Source organism: Streptococcus sp. HMSC057G03 (genome assembly GCF_001808745.1).
GTDB classification, from domain to species: domain Bacteria; phylum Bacillota; class Bacilli; order Lactobacillales; family Streptococcaceae; genus Streptococcus; species Streptococcus parasanguinis_Z.
In genome coordinates, this window is record NZ_KV794434.1 from 109,006 (window position 1) to 128,877 (window position 19,872).

Sequence of the window (19,872 nt, forward strand, 5' to 3'; positions counted from 1 at the left end):
CAATTAAGAGGCTAGGACTTTTGTCCCAGCCTTTTTTTGATGGAATGAATCATTTCCATGGTATAATGGGAGGACTATTCATAGAGAAGATCAAAAGGAGACAAGAGTGGATCAAAAACATCACTGCCAAGTCCTATGGGCGAAAAATAAATACCTGGTGCTGAGTCGTTCCAGTAATCTCTACAAGGAAATCCGGGAATACCTCAAGCAAGACCAGGTGGAGGTCAGTCATGTCGAGGACCTGATCCAGCAAGCGCTGGCCTTGCCGGAAAATCGTGGCCAGGTATCCAATGCCTTCCAGCATATCTGGGGTTATTTTAAAAAGCAGGCGACTCCTGAGGAAAAGGCCGACTTCATGTTGCTACTTGAGAAATACCAGCATGGGCAAGCTAGCCAGGAGGATCTCATCAAGGGGATCCAAAGGCTTCTGGAGCGCTATCCCAATCGCTACTTGCAAGAGTCGTCACTACTAGGAGGTCAATAGATGAGACTCTGGCACCAAGACTTGATTCCCAAACTCCCTCGTCCTCAGCTCCTGGGTCAACACCGGGAATGCTGCGCCCTTCGAGGCAATGACTGGGGCAAGAAGCACGCGACGGTCAACTATGTCTTTGAATACTCGCCTTATCGCCTCTATGCCTATCACTGCCTGATCATGGAGGAGATGACGGCTCGTGGCTACAAGGTCAGCCCAGAGTGGTGGGAGCCGGCCTATCGAGGCAAGACCTGCCCAGCTTATTCAGAACTGGAAGAGGAAGGCTTGAAAACCCCCATCTATCCCGAGCATCATGCGGGTTACCTGAAAGAATGCTTAGATAACCTAGCAGAAAAAGGGATCCAACTAGACTAAGAAAGAACGAACCAGACCAGGTTCGTTTTTTTGCGCGAAAAACCAACAAAATGCTTTGAAAGCGTTAATTTCTTTCCCAAACATGCTATAATAATAGGAGATTATGCACAGGAAAAGGATAGACGGATGAAAGAATTAATCGACTTAATTAATCAATTTAGAGATGAACGTGACTGGAGAAAGTTTCATAATGAAAAAGATTTAGCCATTTCGATTTCACTAGAAGCGAGCGAATTGTTGGAACTATTTCAGTGGAAACAATCAGAGGAAGTAGTTGAAAAGTCATTAAAAGAAATCAAAGAAGAACTTGCGGATGTTTTTATGTATTCTTTCATGTTAGCAGATAATTTGAATCTGGATGTAGAAGAAATTATAAAAGAGAAAATTGATATAAATGCAAAAAAATATCCTGTAGAATTAAGCAAGGGAAATAATAAAAAATATACGGACTTGGAGAAAAAATGAGCAACATTCAATCACCCGTAGTTATAGAAATCGATTATTCAAATCGAACATTTGATCAATTAAAAGAAACGATTGCTCCGAAACATTCTAAGCTTATCTTTGATTATCCAACTGTATATATCGTAAACGATGAGAATAAAAACAAGTATAGTGTTTATGTCGGAGAAACAACAGATATCATTCGTAGAACAAATCAGCATTTGTCAGATGATATAAAGAAGGACCGAGAAGACTGGCGACAATTTGAACAATCTAAAACTTCTAAAATGTTTGTTATTGGGCATAACCATTTCAATAAATCTTTGACATTGGATATTGAGAATAGGTTAATGCTTTACTTATCAAGTGTTGACCAAGTTGAAAGGGTTCAGAATAGAAGAGGAAATCCTCAAAACCAATATTATACTTCCGAAGAGTTAGATGAGATTTTCTCAAAGATATGGAGAACTCTAAATCGGAAAAACCATTATTTATTCCCAGCAGAAAGTTTTATTCGAAATTCAGCGATATTTAAATCCTCTCCGTTTCACAAGTTAACAGATGAACAAGTGAAGGCAAAAAATGAAATATTGCTCAAAATTACATCTGTCATTAGTAAAAATGAAACAGGAGTTCTAATTTTAGTAAAGGGTGATGCTGGTGCAGGGAAAACGGTTTTGATGAGTTCCCTCATCGATGATTTGTTGAATTCTGAAGATACTCAGATGATTCGCGAGAACAATGATATCAATTTGGTTGTGAATCATGATGATCAACTCAGTGTTTACCAAGAAATTGAGAAAAAATTGGAATGGAAGAGTGGATCAAATATTAATGTTGTGATGAAACCAACTCAATTTTTAAATGCTCTGAAAAAAGAAAAAACTGATGCTGGAATTGTAGTGGTTGATGAAGGTCACTTGTTATTGACTGCAAAAAATCAAGCCTATTTAGGCGGGAATCATTTAAATGATTTGCTCGCTAAATCTAAAGTGGTCGTGTTAGTTTATGATGAAAATCAGATCATGAATAAATCCCAAATATGGACAGATGATGCTTTCTTGAAATTGGAACATGAAGCCAATTTAAAAGGAAATCTCATTACGCTACATAACCAAATGCGTATCCATGCAACTAAAGAAACAGTTGAGTGGATAAGAAACCTGATTGATGCTGGAGTTGTAAATGAGGTTCCAATTGATAATGATTATGATATTAGAGTTTTTGATTCTCCTGAGGAACTTCAAAGTGCAATCATGGAAAAAAATGATAATCAGAGTTTAGGGATTTCACGCTTAACAGCAACCTATGATTGGGAATATAGTAGTCAATCAAAACCGAAGGATTCTGACTATTGGTGTGTCCGTATCGGAGACTGGTCTTGTCCGTGGAACAGACAACTTGCAAAAGAAAAAGAATCTAAACATTTATCCTGGATAGAGCAGTCTCAAACGATTCATGAAATTGGCTCAACATTTACCGTTCAGGGATTTGATCTAAATTATGTGGGAGTTATCATTGGCCCATCTGTCAAATATAGAGACGGGAAAATTATTTTTGATATAAGTGAAAGCAAAAATAAAAGTGCTGTTCAAAACAGAAAACTTGAATCAGGTGAAATGATTAATTACGGAGAAACATTATTACGAAATGAGTTAAATGTTTTGTTAACCCGTGGAGTTAACGGGCTATACGTCTATGCGGTTGATGAAGAACTTCAACAAGCTTTAAAAAATGCGACAAAATAAGATGCTTCCTATTTCCCAAATTTTTTTCGAATTATAGAAGTAGAGGGACCTTCCCTCTATTTTTTATCGGAAAGGAGCAAGGATGCAAAAGAGACACGCGCATGTATCGCCGACCTTGGACATCATGGCCAAGAAGATTTTTAGTTTGCCGGAGGTGACGACGGCCTTTATTCGAGATATTTTGGAGCTGGATGTGGCGGACGCTCAGATTGTGGAGGGAAGCCAGCCCCACAGCATGGCTTATGAGGAAGATGACTTGTTCTCCACTGCGGTGGATGTGAGAGCCAAGCTCCATGATGGGACCGAGGTGATCATCGAGATCCAGATTCGCAAGCAGCAGTATTTCTTGAATCGGTTCCATTACTATTTGGCCAATCAGCTGGTGGAGAATGTGCAAAAACTGCGCCAGCAAGGACAGACACATAAGATGTACGAGCAGATGGAGCCCGTCTATGGGATTGCGATTTTGGAGAAGTCGCTCTTACTGGACGAAGAGGCCGCCATCAACAAATACTGGTTGACCAATAGCCGATCTGGCAAGCAACTCAAGGCCTATTATAAAAATGGCAAGCACCAAAATCTTCTGCAGGTTGCCTTTTTAGAGCTAGACAAGTATAATAAAGATGAGAACCTGACAGATGCAGGCAGACAGTGGTTGGAGTTTTTTGGGAATCTTCCCTTTACAAAAGCTCCCAGTCAGGCCGTTGCTCACGCAGATTCATTATTAGATTCATCTAGCTGGACCAAGGAGGAGAAGACCATGATAGACGAGCGGATTCGTATTCAAGAAAATTATGATATGACCATGGAGACGGCTATTGACGAAGCACGCGAAGAAGGTCTAGAACAAGGTGTGGCGCAAGGTCGTAAACAGTTGGTATGCGAGATGGTCTCACGAGGAATGTCGCCTGAGTTGATCTCGAATATGACGGGCTTATCCATTGAAGAAATTAAGGCTCTTCTTTCCTGAGTCTTTAACGGAGGCATCGCCTCTTTTCTTTTTTGAAAAAACTTGAAAATTTTCCCATTTTTTCAATCCGCCTTTCTAGAATTGTGGTAGAATAGAGTCAACAAAGAGTTATCCTCACCAACAGTGTGATCGATACTAGAAAAGAGGATTCTGATGACAAGAAAAATTGGTATTATTGGTTTGGGGCATGTGGGTGCGACCTTGGCCCACAGCATGATTTTGAAACACACCTGTGATCACTTGGTCTTGATTGATACCAATGAGAAAAAGGTCAAGGCAGATGCCTTGGATTTTTGTGATACGGTTGCCAATACGGGGTATCCGGTGCATATCACGGTCAATGACTACGCGGCTTTAAAAGATGCGGATGTCGTGGTGTCGACTCTTGGAAATATCGAGTTGCAGGCTAATAACACAGATGACCGTTTTGCGGAGCTTCCTTTTACTAGCAAGCAAGTAGTGCAAGTGGCGCGTGATCTGAAGGCTTCTGGCTTTAGTGGGGTCTTATTGGTAGTGACCAATCCGGTCGATGCCGTCACTCAACTCTATCAACAATATACCGGCCTTCTAAAAGAGCAGGTGATTGGGACAGGGACCTTGCTGGATACAGCTCGGATGAAGCGTGCAGTCGCTGATCGTTTGCAGGTTTCACCTGCTAGTGTATCAGGTTACAACCTCGGTGAGCATGGAAATTCTCAATTTGTCGCTTGGAGTCAGGTCCGTGTCAAAGGACACGCTATTACCGATCTCTTCTCTCAAGAAGAGCTGGACACCATCAACTACGAGTCCTTGCGTGGTGGTCATACTGTCTTTTTTGGCAAATTCTATACCAATTTTGGAATTGCAGCAGCAGTCCAACGCTTAGCAGAAGCTGTGATCAATGATAGCCACGAGGAAATGCCGGTCTCTAACTATCGTCCAGAATACGGAACCTATCTTGGCTATCCAGCGATTGTAGGTCGAAAAGGAATTATCGAACGATTGGACTTGCATTTGACAGAAGAAGAAAAAGAAAAATTACTCCATTCAGCCGAAACCATCAAGGAAAACACACGAAAAGGGCTGGAGCATGCATAAAAGAGAGGAGGCTGGGACAAAAGTCCTAGCCTCTCAATTATCTTAGCCCTTGCTTAGTGAATTTAATAAAGCTTAGTAAATTCCAAGTTGTAACACTTGACATTACATCTAGGACATGTATAATAGTTAATATAACAAATATTCTTACAACAGAAAGAGGAAGCAACTATGAAAAACATTTTATTTATTGTCGGATCCCTTCGTCAAGGATCTTTTAACCACCAAATGGCTAAGAAAGCAGAAAGCCTTCTTGAAGGAAAAGCAACAGTGACTTACTTGGACTACAAAGACATCCCAATGATGAACCAAGATTTGGAAACGCCAACCTTACCAGCAGTGCAAGCAGCGCGTGATGCGGTTCTTGCTGCGGATGCCATCTGGATCTTCTCGCCAGTCTATAACTTTGCTATTCCAGGTGTAGTGAAAAACCTGATCGACTGGCTTAGTCGTGCCCTTGACCTGTCAGAAACTCGTGGTCCATCTGCCCTTCAAGACAAGATCGTAACGGTTTCTTCAGTAGCCAATGCCGGACACGAACCAATGTTTGCGGCATACCAAGCGCTCTTGCCATTCGTTCGAACTCAAGTAGTTGGAGAGTTCACTGGAACAACCGTAAACCCAGAAGCTTGGGGAACAGGTGAATTAGTCTTGACAGATGAAGCGGTCGCAGGACTGGAAAAACAAGCACAAACCTTATTAGAAGCATAAGAAAAGCTGAGACAGAAGTCTCAGCTTTTTAGATACTAAAGAGTTGTCCAAAGAAGTAGGTTACTCCCATGGTGAGAAGGCCAATGATGAGATTGCGAAGCATGGCTGGCTTGGTAGGTGCTTTTCCCAGTTTCGCACTGGTATAGCCAGTGAAGATCAAGGATAGTCCAACAACGAAGACTGTCACTGGAATGCGATAGTTAGCTGGAAAGAGAATGATAGAGAGCATTGGAGGAAGGGAACCAATAGAAAAAGCAAGGAAGCTAGATGCTGCTGCATGCCAAGGATTGGTAAATTCTTCGTATTCAATGCCGTATTTCTCTTCGACCAAGGCTTTGAGGGGGTGTTTCAGAAAGGCCCGCTCTGTTAGAATTTTTGCTGAAGTTTCACATTCTCCATTTTCAAGATAAGCATGGTAGAGAGAGTCTCTAGCTAACTTTGGATCACGATCTAATAAGGCTTGTTCGCGGTTCACAGCAGCTTCTTCCGTGTCTTTTTGTGTGGAAACAGAAACATACTCACCACCCGCCATCGAAAAGGCACCGGCCAGAATTGCAGACAAGCCAGATAAGAAAATGATCCAGATGTTATGCGTGGCACTGGCCACCCCGATCACCACTCCAGCGATAGAAATGATTCCATCATTGGCCCCTAGAACCGCAGCTCTCAAAATATTCAAGCGATCGCTAAATGATTCATCTACTCCATGTTTTATTTCAGTCATACAATGTCTCCTTTTCCTTATTTAGAATGATTATAAATAAAATACAGAAAGAAATCAAGGATTTTAACTCAAATGATAAAAGTTAGACAATTTAATGGAACCTTTTAGTTGTAAAATTTGACATTACAAGCAAAATGGAGAGAGAATTTGACATACACCTATCCTATCAAGGTTTATTTAGCAGAAGTGCATAATTTTTGAGGATCCTGATGGCATTCTAACGCGAGTGCGGAAAGGACAACAAAAAACAGCAGGCTTCCTGCTGTTTTTTGACGAGATAAATTAGTTGGTTTCATTATCTTTTCCCACCACCCAAAATAAGAGAAGGAGTTGGAAAATACCTAAGGCAAATAAGGTCATGAAACCATTGCGACTGCCTTTAGCTGTGGCTTGGGTGAAATCCAGCTTTTGATTGGCTTGGCTCATGGCAACGATCAAGGAAGCCAGGGTTGTTCCAACAGCACCTGCAAATTGTTGCAAGGTATTAAAGATTGCGTTCGCATCGGGTTGCTCTTCCAGAGAGAGTTGTTTTTGTCCGTTGGTCATAATATTGCCGAAGGCCAGTCCCATACCGGTCATGAAGATCATGTAAAAGACGAGAATCAAACCATTTGTCAGCTTCAGGCCCAAGAGGGTGAAGTGAAAATGGGCCAGAAGGATGAAAGCAGCTCCAAGGAGGATCGGTTTGCGGGCCCCCAGTTTATCTAGAATCAGACCAGAGAAGGGGGCAAAGCCAGCTCCAATGATGGCTCCTGGAAGCAGCATCAAGGCTGCAAGCGTAGTGCTTGAGTGGTTGACCAATTGGACATAATTAGGAAGAAGAAAACTCATGGCAAGAGAGCCTAATTGAAAGGTGAAGAAGGCTAGAATATGGCCAGTGAGACGATGATTTTTCAAAATAGAAAGATTGATAATGGGAGTCTCTAACTGATTGGACCGCCAGACCAAAAGAACCAGTCCCAAGCTTCCGATCACCAGCCAACCAAGCACAGAAAAACTGAAGAACGCATGATCCGCTAGGCCATGAATACCTAGAATCAACCCTATGAAAAGGGCAATGATGGCAAGAGGGCTCACGATATCAAAGGTTTCCCTCTTGACTTTACTGATTTGCTCAATGGAGCGAAGTCCTGCAACTAGTGAGGCCAGAAGGATCGGGAATTGAACTAAAAAGATGGACCGCCAGCCGAAGCTAGCTGTTAAGAGTCCACCGACAGTAGGCCCAATAGCGGGTGCAATGGCTGTAATCAAGGTCCCCACTCCCATCATGAGACCGATCTTACGTTTTGGGACTTGTTCTAAAATGATATTAAACATCAGAGGGAGGGCAAAACCAACCCCCATTCCTTGGACCAATCGCCCCAGGACCACAAAGCCAAAATTTGGAGCTAGGAAGTCGATAAGAACACCTAAAACAGATAGGAGATTTCCAACTAAAAAGATGGACTTCATTTTAAAGGAACGCTTGAGATAAGCAGATAAGGGGACCACACAGGCAACCACTAGGAGATAGATGGTGGTAACCCACTGGACTGTTGCGGTGTTGATCTCAAATTCCTTCATCAATATTGGAAAGGTGATGTTCATGGCAGTCTCTCCAGCCACCCCGCAAAAGGACAGGATCCCTGTCGCAAAGATCGCGAACAAGACCTTGGCTGAAATTTTTTCTTGTGACATAGACGTCTGATTCCTCCTAAATCTTCCTATAGACATGGACTATGGTATAAAAAATATGGTAACGATCTGATTTTCCGTCAGGTAGCATAGTGGGACCTACGGCAACCTGATCCATCGTTTTATTAGCTAACAAATAGTATAGAGGAAATGAAGACCCCTGTCAAAGAGTTTTTGAACAGTTTTGAAAATATTAACAGCATTCTCAACTGATGACGTCTCTCCAAACGAAAGGTAAGGATCACCACTATGATATAATAAGAAGAAAGCAAGCAACGTGAACACACCAATAGGGGGCGCCATGACCAAGTATTTAGTCCAGAAGTTTTTCTGGTTACGAGAAAAAAGTTTGATTCAAATATCCCAGAAAACTCTGGTTTCCTTATTTCCTTTTTTCTTATTTTCAGGAATCGTTCGAGTGATTGCCTTATCGGTCTTTTCCGATCGAGGCTATATCCATCAGCTCTTTTCGATGGATAGTTGGTTGCCATGGGATCAAGCTATCAGCCAGGTTCTTATTAATTTTTCCAACTTTCTAGGAGGTCTAGCAGGGCCTTTAGCAACCTACTTCGCTGGGAAATATACAGCTGGGCACTATGGTAGAAGTACGGGGACAGCCGGCGTGACTGCTCTTTTGGTCAGCTTGATTGTAGGGTCTCAGGAATTGTTGGTGGGACCACTCAATGATGGGCAACTGACGCGAATTAACTTACCTGCGACGACCAATATCCTCTTAGCCATTGTTTTAGGCTATCTAATCGGACAGATCTTTCGACTATCCAAGGCTAGTGACGACCAGATTGTGGACAAAGACTTTATCTATCAGCCCAAGACTGTGCGTCCCATTTTCTTGTCCTTGGTTCTAGGGGTTAGCCTGAATATTCTCCTCCTTCTTGGCAATCAGTACCGTATTTTTCAAATGATCGGTCAATTCTTTAGTTTTCTGACTATAAGCAGTCATCATCTGCTGTCCACCTTTGTCATGGGACTATTTAGTGGGCTATCTGCTTGGTTTGGTAATAGTCAATCCTTTGCCTTGAACTCAATTGCGGATGATAACTTTGCTTTGGAAAATCTTACCTACGCTGTGACGCATCATACAACGACAGGCATTCCTCATCTCTATACCTTGACCAATTTGTACCGCAGTTTTGGTCTGGTAGCTGGAATTGGAGCCGTCCTAGCGCTTTTGGTGGCGATCCTGTTGGTTTCACGAAGTCAAAAGGACAAGAAAGTCAGCCTCCTCAGTCTGTTTCCAAGTCTCTTTAACAATGGGGCTTCTTTCATGGTAGGAATACCGGTCCTTCTCAACCTCCTATATGTGATTCCCTTCTTATTGATCCCTTTGGTGAATATGGCGATAGCAGCTCTAGCTTTGTGCTTCAAGCTGATGCCAGCAGCCGTCTATCCGGTGCCAGATGGGACTCCTAGCCTTCTTTATGCTTTTATTGGAACGGGAGGGAGTCTGAGAGCCTTAGCTGTCAGTATACTTTGTTTTGCCGTCGATGTGCTCCTTTACCTACCATTTGTCCGTATGGGAAATCGTATTCGAAAAGACTTAAAAGTGAAAGGAGAAAGCGATGAAGCCATCTAAAAAAACAGCGATCGTCCTTACTTTGGTCAGTCTTTTCTTGATAGCTTTAGCCATTCCTTCTTATAGCTGGACTCGGACGAATGTATCCAAAATCGAGAAATTCTACAATTCAAAATTATCTCCTATCATTATGATTCCGGGAAGTTCAGCGACAGAGAATCGATTTGATGGTTTGGTAACCAAACTCAACCAAGATCGACGCGGGACCAAACACAGCCTGCTCAAGGTCAAAGTTTGGAATGATGGGCATATCACCTATAGTGGAAGTATTGATGCCAAGGACAATGAGCCGGTAATTGTGGTTGGTTTTGAAAATAACAAAGATGGCTATAGCAACATTAAAAAGCAAGCCAAACTATTTAATCAAGCCTTCGAAGCCCTTCAAGAAAAATATAATTTTAATAATTTTAAGGGCTTGGGTCATTCCAACGGTGGCTTGATTTATACAGCCTTTATTGAAAATTATCTAGGGGATTATGATGTGGATTTCAAGACCCTTATGACCATCGGAACTCCCTACAATTTCACGGAGACCAATATCAAAAATAAATCTGAGATGTTGGCCGATTTTATCAAGGCCAGAAAAGCTATCCCGACAACCCTTCATATGTATTCAGTAGCAGGGACCATTACCTATGATTCAGATGAGTTGGTCCCAGATGCCAGTGTTTCTGCTGGGAAGTATATCTACCAAAACCAAGCAGCTAGCTATACGGAGATTACGGTGACGGGGGAAGATGCACAGCACTCGGACCTTCCAACCAATGATGAGGTAGTTGCCTTGGTGAAAGAGCATATTGAAAGTCAAACGGATCGTCGAGCCAAACCGAATAAAATAAACTAAGTGTGAAGAAGGGATTCCTTCCTCACCTTTTTTTTAGTATAATAAAGTTTAGTATGAAAATAAGGGAGATTATAGGAAATAAGATGAAAAGAAAAAAATGGGTGCAGTTAGGAATAGTGGCTTCGAGTATGGTCATGTTAACAGGATGTTACCAAAGATACCAACGTCAGTCCAGTCCCAAAAAAGAGGCTGCAACAAGCCAGACTTCAGCAAAGAAACAAGCGAAAAAAACAGATAACAAACAATTATACCAGTCTGTTTTTTCAGACTACCAAAAGATTTTTGCCACTTCAAAAGAGTTAGATGCTATTTCCAAATTGAATGATGCATTAGCCAAAGAAGATCGGATGATCAATAGTTGGGTGATTGAGACTATCATCAATCAGCCAGATGCCGTTCGCTATGCCTTTAAGGACTTAAATAACGATGGGGTAGATGAGATGATCATCGCCAATCAGCAGACCGATGGCAGTTACTTTGTGACAGGAGTTTATTACCTCAAGGACCAAAAACCGACTCTACTAGCTGAAGGTTTCGTCGCTGGACACGGTGGAGCGCGCAATGCGACGACCCTCTATAAGGGAGGAGAAGTCTTAGAAGTCAGCTGGATGTCAGGAACTGGCCGTGGGGTAGCTGTGCTCTCACGGATAGAAAAGACGCCTCAAGCCGCGACCAAAGTCCAGGAAGAAGAAGTCCAAGTACCGGGGTCAGATCTGAATGCCCTCTTTGGAAAATCGGATGAGGATAAACTGGATCTCAAGAGTTTCGATTGGCAAACTTTTGACAGCGCACCATCAGCGGGAAATAGCCAAAACCAGGAAAAAACGCCTTGGAACGCTGAAAAATCAGCAAAATTAGCAGAATTTATGAAGACCTGGGGCGAAAAGATGGGCCAACCCAACTATCAAAAAGGCATCGCTGGTGGTGATGTAGGACCAGACAACCTCTATACTCTAGGGGAAAATAGCAAGATGGATGCCATTTATACAGATACCGGTCAAGGAAATGCCAAGTACCGCATTGTAGAACGCTATAGCAATTGGGACAAATATCCAGATGTGCATAGTTATTTCTTTGCCATTACAGATACGGGAGAAGCCATTGTCTTTCATTCTCCAACGACCAATGGTGGAAAGATGTATCTAAAACCAACGGACAACAAGGAACTTCAAGAAGCATTTACTCAAATCCTTCATCAGTAAGAAGGAAGAATAGACCAGAAAATGATTGTTTTCTGGTTTTCATTTATTCATAAAATGAATAAAAAACCAAATTATAAAAAGATATTTAGGAAAGAAAATATGTTAAAAGGTAGTAATAAATGCCGTTGTAAAAGTATTTAAAAACAGAAAACATTTGACAAGTAAAGGGAAATCATTTAAAATATATTCAAACTTTATTTATAGGAGAATAACAATGAAAAAACTTCTTACAGCCGGTGTGGCTCTCTTGTCAGTTGCAACATTGGCAGCATGTTCAGGTAAAACTGCTTCAGAATCTTCTAACAAAGAAGCAAAAGCATCTTCTAGCAAAGTAGAAAAATCATCTACTTCAGAAAGCAAATCAAGCAGTTCCTCAAAAACATCAAAATCTTCTGTTAATGTTCCAGAAGTTGTCTTGTTGACAGATGAAGAAATTGACAATGCCAAAACAATTGGTGATTTTAAAAATCTTTATGGTAAATTAGTAGATAGCTATAAAAAATACGCACAAGATATCGGCCAACAAATTCCAGAAGCACAAAGATCTGCATACACTCAACAAGTAGAACCAGCGATTAAGGCTTTGGATGACTCAAAAGCTCAATTCAATACCATGCTATCAAGTGCAGGTTCAGATGACACGCTTGTTCCTGAGCAAGGGCGTACACCTTTCTTGCAACAAATTAGAACAGCTCGTGACTCAATGACAAACATTCTTAAAGGTGTCTACGAATCTCTTGGGAAAGCTACCTCTTCATCAGCTGAATAATCAAAAAATAAATAGGTTAGGACCTCAAGTCCTAGCCTGTTTTTTTGCTTTCTTACAAAAATGTAAGAAATAAAGGGTAAAATGTAAGGTTATGTTATGGTGAAAGCGTTCTTATTTTAGTACAATTGATTTGTAAAAAACAATTGAAGCTTTTTCGAGCTAGAAAGGAACGGACCATGACCCTACTAGACGTTCAACATATCAAAAAAATCTACAAAACCCGCTTTCAAGGAACGCAGGTTGAAGCCTTAAAGGATATCCATTTTACCGTTGAGAAGGGCGAATACGTCGCTATCATGGGGGAATCAGGATCCGGGAAATCGACCCTCCTCAACATCTTGGCCATGCTGGACCAGCCGACGGAAGGACGGGTCTACCTAAATAGCATAGATACCTCCACCATCAAGAACAAGGATGCGTCCAGCTTCCGTCGGGAAAAACTAGGCTTCGTCTTTCAAGATTTCAACCTGCTCGACACCTTGTCTGTCAAGGACAATATCCTCTTGCCATTGGTCCTCTCTCGCAGACCAGTCAAGGAAATGATGAGCAAGGTCGACACTGTCAGCCGGGAGTTGGGCATTCACCAGCTCTTAGAAAAATACCCTTACGAAATCTCTGGTGGTCAAAAGCAACGGGTGGCCGTAGCGCGGGCCATCATCACCTCACCAGAAATCCTCCTTGCTGATGAGCCAACAGGGGCGCTGGATTCTAAGTCTTCAGCTGCTTTGCTGGACGTCTTTGAAGATATCAATAACATGGGCCAAACCATTCTCATGGTAACCCACTCAACCGCAGCGGCAGCTCGGGCCAAGCGCGTGCTCTTTATCAAGGATGGGATTCTCTATAACCAGATCTTCCGCGGAGAAAAGACAGAGCGTCAGATGTTCCAAGAAATTTCAGATACCTTGACGGTCATGGCGGGAAAGGAGGATCATGATGTTTAAATTAACGAGTAAATTAGCTCTTTCCAACCTCAAACAAAATCGTAAGCTCTATTACCCTTTCGCTATAGCCGTTATTTTAACGACCATGATCCTCTATAGCTTTATCGCCCTGGCAACGACCCCTCACTTAGAGGCTTCTTACGGAGGACGAACGGCGAGATATGTCCTTGGTTTTGGTTGTTTCGTCGTCCAGCTGGTCGTCATCATTTTAGTGGCTTATGCCAATGGCTATGTCATGAAAAATCGTTCCAAAGAACTGGGACTCTACAGTGTTCTGGGGATGGAGAAGAAGCACCTCCTCGTCATGACCTTATGGGAATTGCTTATCTTCTATATCCTCACAGTTGGCGCGGGACTGGGTTTGGGACTCTTATTTGATCCCTTGATTTTTGCCTTACTCCTAAAATGTATGGGTCTACCAGTCGTCATTCAATCAACCTTCCAGATAGGGGCTGTTCTTAACACTTTACTTGGGTTAGCCTTAGCTTTTGGCCTCATTCTCTTGTTGAATTCTTTACGCCTTTTGCGCTACAGTTCCCTCCACCTCATGCAACAAAAGAAAGCAGGAGAGAAGAAGGGAAGATTCTTGCTGGTCCAAACTCTGTTAGGTCTAGGTCTCTTAGGAATTGCTTTCTATTTGGCGCTCACTGTTGAGCGTCCAGTTGCGGCCGTCCAAAGATTCTTTATTGCTGTCATCTTGGTCATTCTGGCGACTTATCTCTTATTCAACGCAGGATCGATTACCTTCTTAAGAATTCTTAAAGGTCGGAAACCCTACTATTACAAGCCGGAGAATTTTATCTCTGTTTCCAACTTAATAGCTCGGATGCGAAAAAATGCAGCGGGTCTTGCGACCATTAGTATTCTTTCCACCATGGTCTTGGTCACCTTAACCGGGTCGCTCAATCTCTTTATTGGAGGGCAGAATTACCTAGATACTATGTACCCTTCGGACTACAATTTTAGTGTGGGACATATGCCTTCAGATGCTGAAACAGAACCGGTTATTGAGGAGGTTCAAGCTATTATTCAGAAAACAGCCGATGCGACACATCTGTCAGATTATCAGGTGGCACAGACAACATACTGGTCGGCTGAAATTCGAAAGATTGATGGAAGGATCTTAGAGGTGTATGACCAGTCCGATCAAGAAACTGGTCAGGAATTGAAGACAGAAGGAGTAGTCTACTTTTTTGATCAGGCGACTTATGAGCAACTGACCGGTCAAAAAGTTGAGCTTGGGGAAAATGAAATCCTAGCCTATGGGTATCAATATCCTGGAAGATTAGACGCGCAATTAGAAATCAATGGGAAGACCTTTACGATTAAAGAAAAACTAGACTCCAATTTTATCCAAGGAAAACTCCCTCAAGCCGACCTGTTTCAACACCAAATGGGCTTGTATCTTGTCCTCCCTGACTTGAACCAACTGGGACTAAAAATTGATAAAAATTTGGAATTCTCTATTAGTGCTAAAAATAAAGAAAACCAAGATTTTATAGCTGGAATGGCCAAAGAGCTTAATTCGACAGACAAAATGAGTCAATATGGTGCGACTTTGTTTGGTGGGGTTGATCGATACAGCATGGAGAAGGAGTGGCGTGAATCAGCAGGGACAATCCTCTTTATTGGGATTTTCCTATCGGTGATCTTTCTATTGTCTACGGTACTCGTCATTTACTACAAGCAGATTTCAGAGGGCTATGAGGACCGGGATAATTTTGTGATCTTGCAACAAGTAGGGTTGGACCAAAAGCAAACGGCCACCACCATTCGCAAACAGATTCTCACTGTCTTTTTCCTTCCTTTATTCTTCTCCTTCCTCTACCTAGGAGTGGCCTACAAGATGATTGCAAAGATCGTTGCCCTCTTAGGAGCAACCAATGCGGGCTTGGTCCTTCAAACGACTCTTTCTATCTGCGCTGTCTTTTTCATCTCCTATATTCTCGTCTTTCTTCTGACTTCTAGAAGTTATCGGAAGATTGTCGTGCGATAGCGTTCGAGTCTATAAAAGATTAGAAATAAGATGAAAAATACAACATTTTGTTAGCACAAAAAACACCGAGGATTATATCCCCGGTGTTTTCTTTCGTGATTATTTCACGTGTTTTGCAAGTTCTTCTTGCGCTTTTTTGTTTGATTCTTCTTTTTCTTTCAACCAATTCTTATAAGCTTTTTCGTAGTCAGCAGTTGTGACTGTCTTATCTTGAAGTTTTTGGTATTTGAAGAAGGTTGATTCACCTTTAATACCAATAGCAGAATTTGGTGCAGAGAATGGTGTTACCTTCGTGATAGATGGAACGCCACCCTTAGAGTAGATTGGAAGAACAATTGCGTTTTCTGTCAACCAAGCTTGGGCATCAGCATATTTTTCATAACGCGCATTGGTATCCAATTTTTCAGCATTGGCAGCATCTAGCAATTCTTTGTATTGATTCAAACCAATTTTCTCGATGAGCGCTTGGTCTTTCTTAGGATCAAGTCCCATACCAGTCAAGGTTGAACCATCTGTTGGGTTCAAGATATCCAAGTAAGTAGATGGATCTTGGAAGTCAGGTCCCCAACCAGTGATATCCATATCAAAGTCTTTTTGATCTGGTGATTGGGCAAAGTAAGTAGCGTTATCTGCATCGTCTGTAGACAATTTTTGTACATCGATCACGACATTGTCTGTACCAAGAGCTGTTTCAATAGAACTCTTCATAGAGTCTGCTTGTTGGACAAGAGCATTAGAAGATTGGTCCACAACATAGTCGATATGGATTGGGAATTGAACACCTTGTGATTGCAATTCAGCCTTCGCTTTTTCAAGTTCCGCTTTGGCTTTGTCCGCATTATGTAAGCTATCTTGAGCATCTGCGAAGCTCACACCTTTCCACTCATCTCCTGTTGCGGCAAGTTTTTCTTCAACGAGAGTACCGAAGTCTTTCCCGTCTGCTTGCACAAATGTCGGTGGAACTAGAAGGGTACGTAGAGTTTTTGATGCTCCGTCTTTCCCGTTAACTTGAGCGCTGTAGGAAGTTCTATCCAAAGCGAAGTTCAAAGCTTGACGGAAGTTTTTGTTTTGAAGGGCTGTCTTCGTGTTGTTCTTTTGCTCATCAGATGTCTTCTTCGTATGGCCGTAATTTTGACGGTTGACGTTGAAGTAAGCGTAGTAAACAGTAGAATCTTGTGGGGAATAAACTATGTTATCCTTGAATTTCTTCTCAATCGTACTGTAAGTTGAGCTTGTTGGGAAGAGACGAGCAGTAGATAGGTTCCCATCTGAGAAGTTACGAGCAAGATAGTCTTGGTCAGATCCATCGAAGTAAGTCAATTTAACCGTATCGATGTGAACATTTTTCTTGTCGTAGTAATCAGGGTTTTTATCCAACTCGATTTGTGATTTTGAAGTGAAGGATTTCAAAATGTAGGCACCATTGTAGAGGATACCATTTGGTTTCACGCTACCAAAGTCTTTCCCAGCTGATTCCAAGAATTTTTCATTAACTGGCATCATGGTAGCAGTCGTCAATTTAGAATTCCAGAAAGATTCTGGTTGGTTCAAAGTGTATTGAAGAGTGTGATCATCAACAGCTTTTACCCCAACGGTTGAGAAGTCTTTGGTTTTCCCGTTTACATAGTCATCCAAGCCTTTGACTGAGTTTTGAACCAAGTAAAGAGCATCCGATTTTTTATCTGCTACGTATTTTAGAGATGTCACGAAATCTTGTGCAGTGACGTCAGCGTATTCATTTCCTTCTGAATCATACCACTTCGCGTCTTTTCGAAGCTTGTAAGTATAAGTCAGACCATCTTTTGAAACGGACCAGTCCTCAGCAAGAGCAGGCACTAAGTTACCGTATTGATCGTTTTCAAACAAACCATCGACCAAGTTGGTTGTAATGTCGCTTGTAGTTGAACGATTTGAAGTCAAATAGTTCAAGGAATCAGGGTCTGTACCATACACGTAGTTGTAGGTAGTCCCTTTTGACGCATTAGAAGATGAGCCACATGCAGCAAGGAAAAGCGTTGAAGCTGCGGCGACACCTGCTAAAAGAGCAAGCTTCGATTTTTTCATATTCGTGTCTCCTTTTGAATAATTTTAATTATTATACTCCAATCAATCTACAAAATAAAGTGTTTTTTGAACTTTTTTTGTATATTTACACACCAGTATACAGTGAAACCCTTGATTTTATGGGATTTTTATGGAATAAAAATTTTTTTTAAAAAAAATTACTATTATGCTTTACATACTAGTTGAGAAAGAGTATACTGATAGTGAAAAGACTAGTATGTAAAACAAACTAGTGAAAAATGTGAAGAAAGAGGTGAGAAGGATGAAAGAGTCCCAATTACTAAAGGGAGTCTTGGAGGGCTGTGTGCTGGAGATTATTTCTAAAAAGGCCATCTATGGCTATGAATTGATCCAAAGTCTCAAAGAGATGGGATTTGATAAGATTGTCGCTGGGACCATTTATCCCCTGCTTCAAAAATTAGAAAAACAAGGGGTTATTCATGGGGAAATGAGGCCGTCTCCAGATGGTCCCGATCGCAAGTATTTTTCACTCAGTGATGCTGGAAGAGAGCGCTTAGAGGAATTTTGGGACCAGTGGCAGGAGCTGGTCACAAAAGTAGAACGTATCAAGAAGGAGGGAGAAGAATGGTAGAAAGTTATACAGAAAAAATGTCAGATGAATTGATTCATCTAAACAAAGAGGATCAAGCCTATGTGAAAAAAATGGTGGCTTATATTGGGGCCAAGTCCTATTTTTATGATGATGAAGCGCTCGGTGAACAACTCTACAATATGGTTTGCGATCTGAAAGTTGCTGAGAAAGAAGGCATACGGGCGGTGGAGTATTTTGGAAAGGATCCACGGTCGATGGTGGATCAAGTTCTTTCAGACTTGCCTAAACGCTCTTTAGGATCTTATGTGGGACTAGTTTTTATACTTGGAGTGATCTTGGTTGGCATGCGTTATTTAATGGATTTTACCTGGATGACACCACTGAAAATCGAACCCTTGACCTATGTTGTCATTCTCCTCAATTTTTTGGTGTTCAGCCAGTTCATCACGTGGCTTTGGTCCAAACAGAGCTATGGAGAAATGAAGTGGTCTTGGGCTATTTTTATCAGTGTGATCAGCCTGATGGTATTTCTGAACATCGTACGACTATTTTCGATCTATTTTGGCCACATTGGGAGTCTCTTCTTATCAGATGGTTGGGCGATTGTTCTCGCTGTCTTAGTCCAACTTGGGTTTGCAGTTATGGCCTATAGAAGCAGGAATCGTCTGATGTCGAGTCTACTAGTCATGGGCCTGACTTTCCTAGTTACAGGATGCTGGATTCGTCTTGTGAATCAGGAAACTGCTCATTTAATAGGCTGGTTACTTCCTCTCATGGGACTAGTCCTGACCCTTGTTGTATTTTGTCTCCAAAGAAAGAAGGAAGAAGCATGAAATCAGCAATGTATTTTGAAGAAACGCAGGCCTTGATGAAAACTTTTAGCCAAGAGGATCAAGTTTATTTCCAAGATCTCTGGGATTATTTCAATCTTGCAGATTTCTTATATGAGGAGAAAGCCTTAAGAGAGCAGGTCTATAATCTAGCACTTGACTTTTCGCAAGCAGGAGCGGATGGCCTCACGGCAAAGGATTATTTTGGCCTTGATCCAAAGGGAATGGCAGACCAAATCATCGAAAATATGCCCAAAGAATCGACACGGTCTGTTTTGAAATATGGGGCTATCTTTTCAGGTATTGTGATTTTTTATCGCCTCCTAAGTGATTTTGCTTCTCAAGCGGTCCTTGTGCTCAAGCCACTAGTCTATTTAACCGACATCATTTTGGGACTCCTAGCTGTTGGGATAATCTTCTATCTCCTTCGTCGCCTCATTTTTGCGGAAGAAAAAGCGAAAAAAGCAATTTATGTAGCATTTGTTCTAGTTCTAGGATTCTATTTTGTTGGTGAAATAGTGGGGGTCCGTTTCTTGCCAGCTCTTGCATGGTTTGTAGTCCCTAGTCCTTGGGATGCTCTTCTCATGACAGGGTCTAGCGGAGCTCTCATTCTTTGGCAATGGAAAGAAGAGTTTGGACGAGCTTTCATCTTTCCTATCGTCGCCTTTTTAGTGGTTGGATTCTTACATCGCTGGACCTTGGCACAAGGAGTTCAGAATCTTGGTATGACGGTTCTTCTGCCCACAGTGATCATCGTCTTTGGGTTGGTTATTTATTATTGGTTTACGATTCGTGCTTTGAAAAAGAATAGGACGGAAAGTGATAAATAGTAAGAACAGGGGCTGGGATAAAAGTCCTAGCCTCTCAATTGTTTTTGGATT

20 protein-coding genes are annotated in these 19,872 nt (G+C 41.8%); 16 read left to right on the top strand and 4 right to left on the bottom strand.

Annotation, left to right across the window (positions count from 1 at the left end; genetic code table 11):
* Window positions 1–106: 106 nt before the first annotated feature.
* The 7 genes from HMPREF2686_RS08945 (at window position 107) to HMPREF2686_RS08975 (ending at window position 5,797) form a co-directional block, all read left to right on the top strand.
* Window positions 107–484 (top strand): YbgA family protein, encoded by a 378-nt coding sequence (locus tag HMPREF2686_RS08945; RefSeq protein ID WP_070450375.1) that lies wholly within the window; start codon window positions 107–109, stop codon window positions 482–484.
* Window positions 485–850, top strand: coding sequence for a TIGR02328 family protein (locus HMPREF2686_RS08950; RefSeq protein WP_070450378.1), 366 nt, complete (start codon window positions 485–487; stop codon window positions 848–850). It abuts the gene before it with no gap.
* A 126-nt stretch (window positions 851–976) separates the two neighbouring features.
* Window positions 977–1,315, top strand: a complete 339-nt coding sequence (locus HMPREF2686_RS08955) for a nucleotide pyrophosphohydrolase (RefSeq protein ID WP_003006111.1) — start codon at window positions 977–979, stop codon at window positions 1,313–1,315.
* A complete protein-coding gene (locus HMPREF2686_RS08960; RefSeq protein WP_045759193.1) occupies window positions 1,312–3,042 on the top strand; it encodes a DUF2075 domain-containing protein in 1,731 nt (576 codons plus the stop codon). The genes HMPREF2686_RS08955 and HMPREF2686_RS08960 overlap by 4 nt, the downstream gene beginning before the upstream one ends.
* Window positions 3,043–3,124: 82 nt before the next feature.
* Window positions 3,125–4,012, top strand: coding sequence for an Rpn family recombination-promoting nuclease/putative transposase (locus HMPREF2686_RS08965; RefSeq protein ID WP_070450380.1), 888 nt, complete (start codon window positions 3,125–3,127; stop codon window positions 4,010–4,012).
* A 153-nt stretch (window positions 4,013–4,165) separates the two neighbouring features.
* Complete coding sequence (locus HMPREF2686_RS08970; RefSeq protein ID WP_070450382.1) at window positions 4,166–5,089, top strand: L-lactate dehydrogenase; 924 nt, start codon at window positions 4,166–4,168, stop codon at window positions 5,087–5,089.
* A 168-nt stretch (window positions 5,090–5,257) separates the two neighbouring features.
* The gene (locus HMPREF2686_RS08975; RefSeq protein ID WP_070450385.1) at window positions 5,258–5,797 is read left to right on the top strand and encodes an NADPH-dependent FMN reductase; all 540 of its coding nucleotides are present in this window, start codon (window positions 5,258–5,260) and stop codon (window positions 5,795–5,797) included.
* 28 nt (window positions 5,798–5,825) lie between these two features.
* Here the strand turns inward: HMPREF2686_RS08975 and HMPREF2686_RS08980 are convergent, their stop codons facing one another.
* From HMPREF2686_RS08980 to HMPREF2686_RS08985, 3 genes are all read right to left on the bottom strand, one after another.
* Window positions 5,826–6,521, bottom strand: a complete 696-nt coding sequence (locus tag HMPREF2686_RS08980) for a VIT1/CCC1 transporter family protein (protein ID WP_070450388.1) — start codon at window positions 6,519–6,521, stop codon at window positions 5,826–5,828.
* Window positions 6,522–6,694: 173 nt separating this feature from the next.
* On the bottom strand, window positions 6,695–6,817 hold the full coding sequence (locus HMPREF2686_RS10735; RefSeq protein ID WP_261673682.1) for a hypothetical protein: 123 nt from the start codon (window positions 6,815–6,817) through the stop codon (window positions 6,695–6,697).
* Window positions 6,804–8,198 (bottom strand): MFS transporter, encoded by a 1,395-nt coding sequence (locus tag HMPREF2686_RS08985; protein ID WP_070450391.1) that lies wholly within the window; start codon window positions 8,196–8,198, stop codon window positions 6,804–6,806. The genes HMPREF2686_RS10735 and HMPREF2686_RS08985 overlap by 14 nt, the downstream gene beginning before the upstream one ends.
* A 298-nt stretch (window positions 8,199–8,496) precedes the next feature.
* Between HMPREF2686_RS08985 and HMPREF2686_RS08990 the strand changes: the two genes are divergently transcribed.
* The 6 genes from HMPREF2686_RS08990 (at window position 8,497) to HMPREF2686_RS09015 (ending at window position 15,544) form a co-directional block, all read left to right on the top strand.
* Window positions 8,497–9,789, top strand: coding sequence for a PTS transporter subunit EIIC (locus HMPREF2686_RS08990; protein WP_070450393.1), 1,293 nt, complete (start codon window positions 8,497–8,499; stop codon window positions 9,787–9,789).
* Window positions 9,776–10,633: an alpha/beta hydrolase gene (locus tag HMPREF2686_RS08995; RefSeq protein WP_070450396.1), complete on the top strand. Its 858-nt coding sequence runs from the start codon at window positions 9,776–9,778 to the stop codon at window positions 10,631–10,633. The genes HMPREF2686_RS08990 and HMPREF2686_RS08995 overlap by 14 nt, the downstream gene beginning before the upstream one ends.
* A gap of 83 nt (window positions 10,634–10,716) precedes the next feature.
* Window positions 10,717–11,835: a DUF4767 domain-containing protein gene (locus tag HMPREF2686_RS09000; protein WP_070450399.1), complete on the top strand. Its 1,119-nt coding sequence runs from the start codon at window positions 10,717–10,719 to the stop codon at window positions 11,833–11,835.
* Window positions 11,836–12,049: 214 nt separating this feature from the next.
* Window positions 12,050–12,604, top strand: coding sequence for a hypothetical protein (locus HMPREF2686_RS09005; protein ID WP_070450402.1), 555 nt, complete (start codon window positions 12,050–12,052; stop codon window positions 12,602–12,604).
* 176 nt (window positions 12,605–12,780) lie between these two features.
* A complete protein-coding gene (locus tag HMPREF2686_RS09010; RefSeq protein ID WP_070450405.1) occupies window positions 12,781–13,548 on the top strand; it encodes an ABC transporter ATP-binding protein in 768 nt (255 codons plus the stop codon).
* Window positions 13,541–15,544 carry an FtsX-like permease family protein gene (locus tag HMPREF2686_RS09015; RefSeq protein ID WP_049514854.1) on the top strand — a complete coding sequence of 668 codons (2,004 nt, stop codon included), beginning with the start codon at window positions 13,541–13,543 and terminating at the stop codon, window positions 15,542–15,544. The genes HMPREF2686_RS09010 and HMPREF2686_RS09015 overlap by 8 nt, the downstream gene beginning before the upstream one ends.
* A 99-nt stretch (window positions 15,545–15,643) precedes the next feature.
* Here the strand turns inward: HMPREF2686_RS09015 and HMPREF2686_RS09020 are convergent, their stop codons facing one another.
* Window positions 15,644–17,608, bottom strand: a complete 1,965-nt coding sequence (locus HMPREF2686_RS09020; protein WP_070450409.1) for a peptide ABC transporter substrate-binding protein — start codon at window positions 17,606–17,608, stop codon at window positions 15,644–15,646.
* A gap of 262 nt (window positions 17,609–17,870) precedes the next feature.
* Here HMPREF2686_RS09020 and HMPREF2686_RS09025 point away from each other — a divergent pair, with 262 nt between their 5' ends.
* The 3 genes from HMPREF2686_RS09025 to HMPREF2686_RS09035 are packed head-to-tail and all read left to right on the top strand — an operon-like array spanning window position 17,871 to window position 19,821.
* Complete coding sequence (locus tag HMPREF2686_RS09025; RefSeq protein WP_003012258.1) at window positions 17,871–18,200, top strand: PadR family transcriptional regulator; 330 nt, start codon at window positions 17,871–17,873, stop codon at window positions 18,198–18,200.
* Entirely contained in the window at window positions 18,194–18,994 is an 801-nt protein-coding gene (locus tag HMPREF2686_RS09030) for a hypothetical protein (RefSeq protein ID WP_070450411.1), read from the top strand. Before HMPREF2686_RS09025 ends, HMPREF2686_RS09030 begins: the two co-directional genes overlap by 7 nt.
* Window positions 18,991–19,821, top strand: a complete 831-nt coding sequence (locus HMPREF2686_RS09035) for a hypothetical protein (protein ID WP_070450415.1) — start codon at window positions 18,991–18,993, stop codon at window positions 19,819–19,821. Before HMPREF2686_RS09030 ends, HMPREF2686_RS09035 begins: the two co-directional genes overlap by 4 nt.
* Window positions 19,822–19,872: the final 51 nt, after the last annotated feature.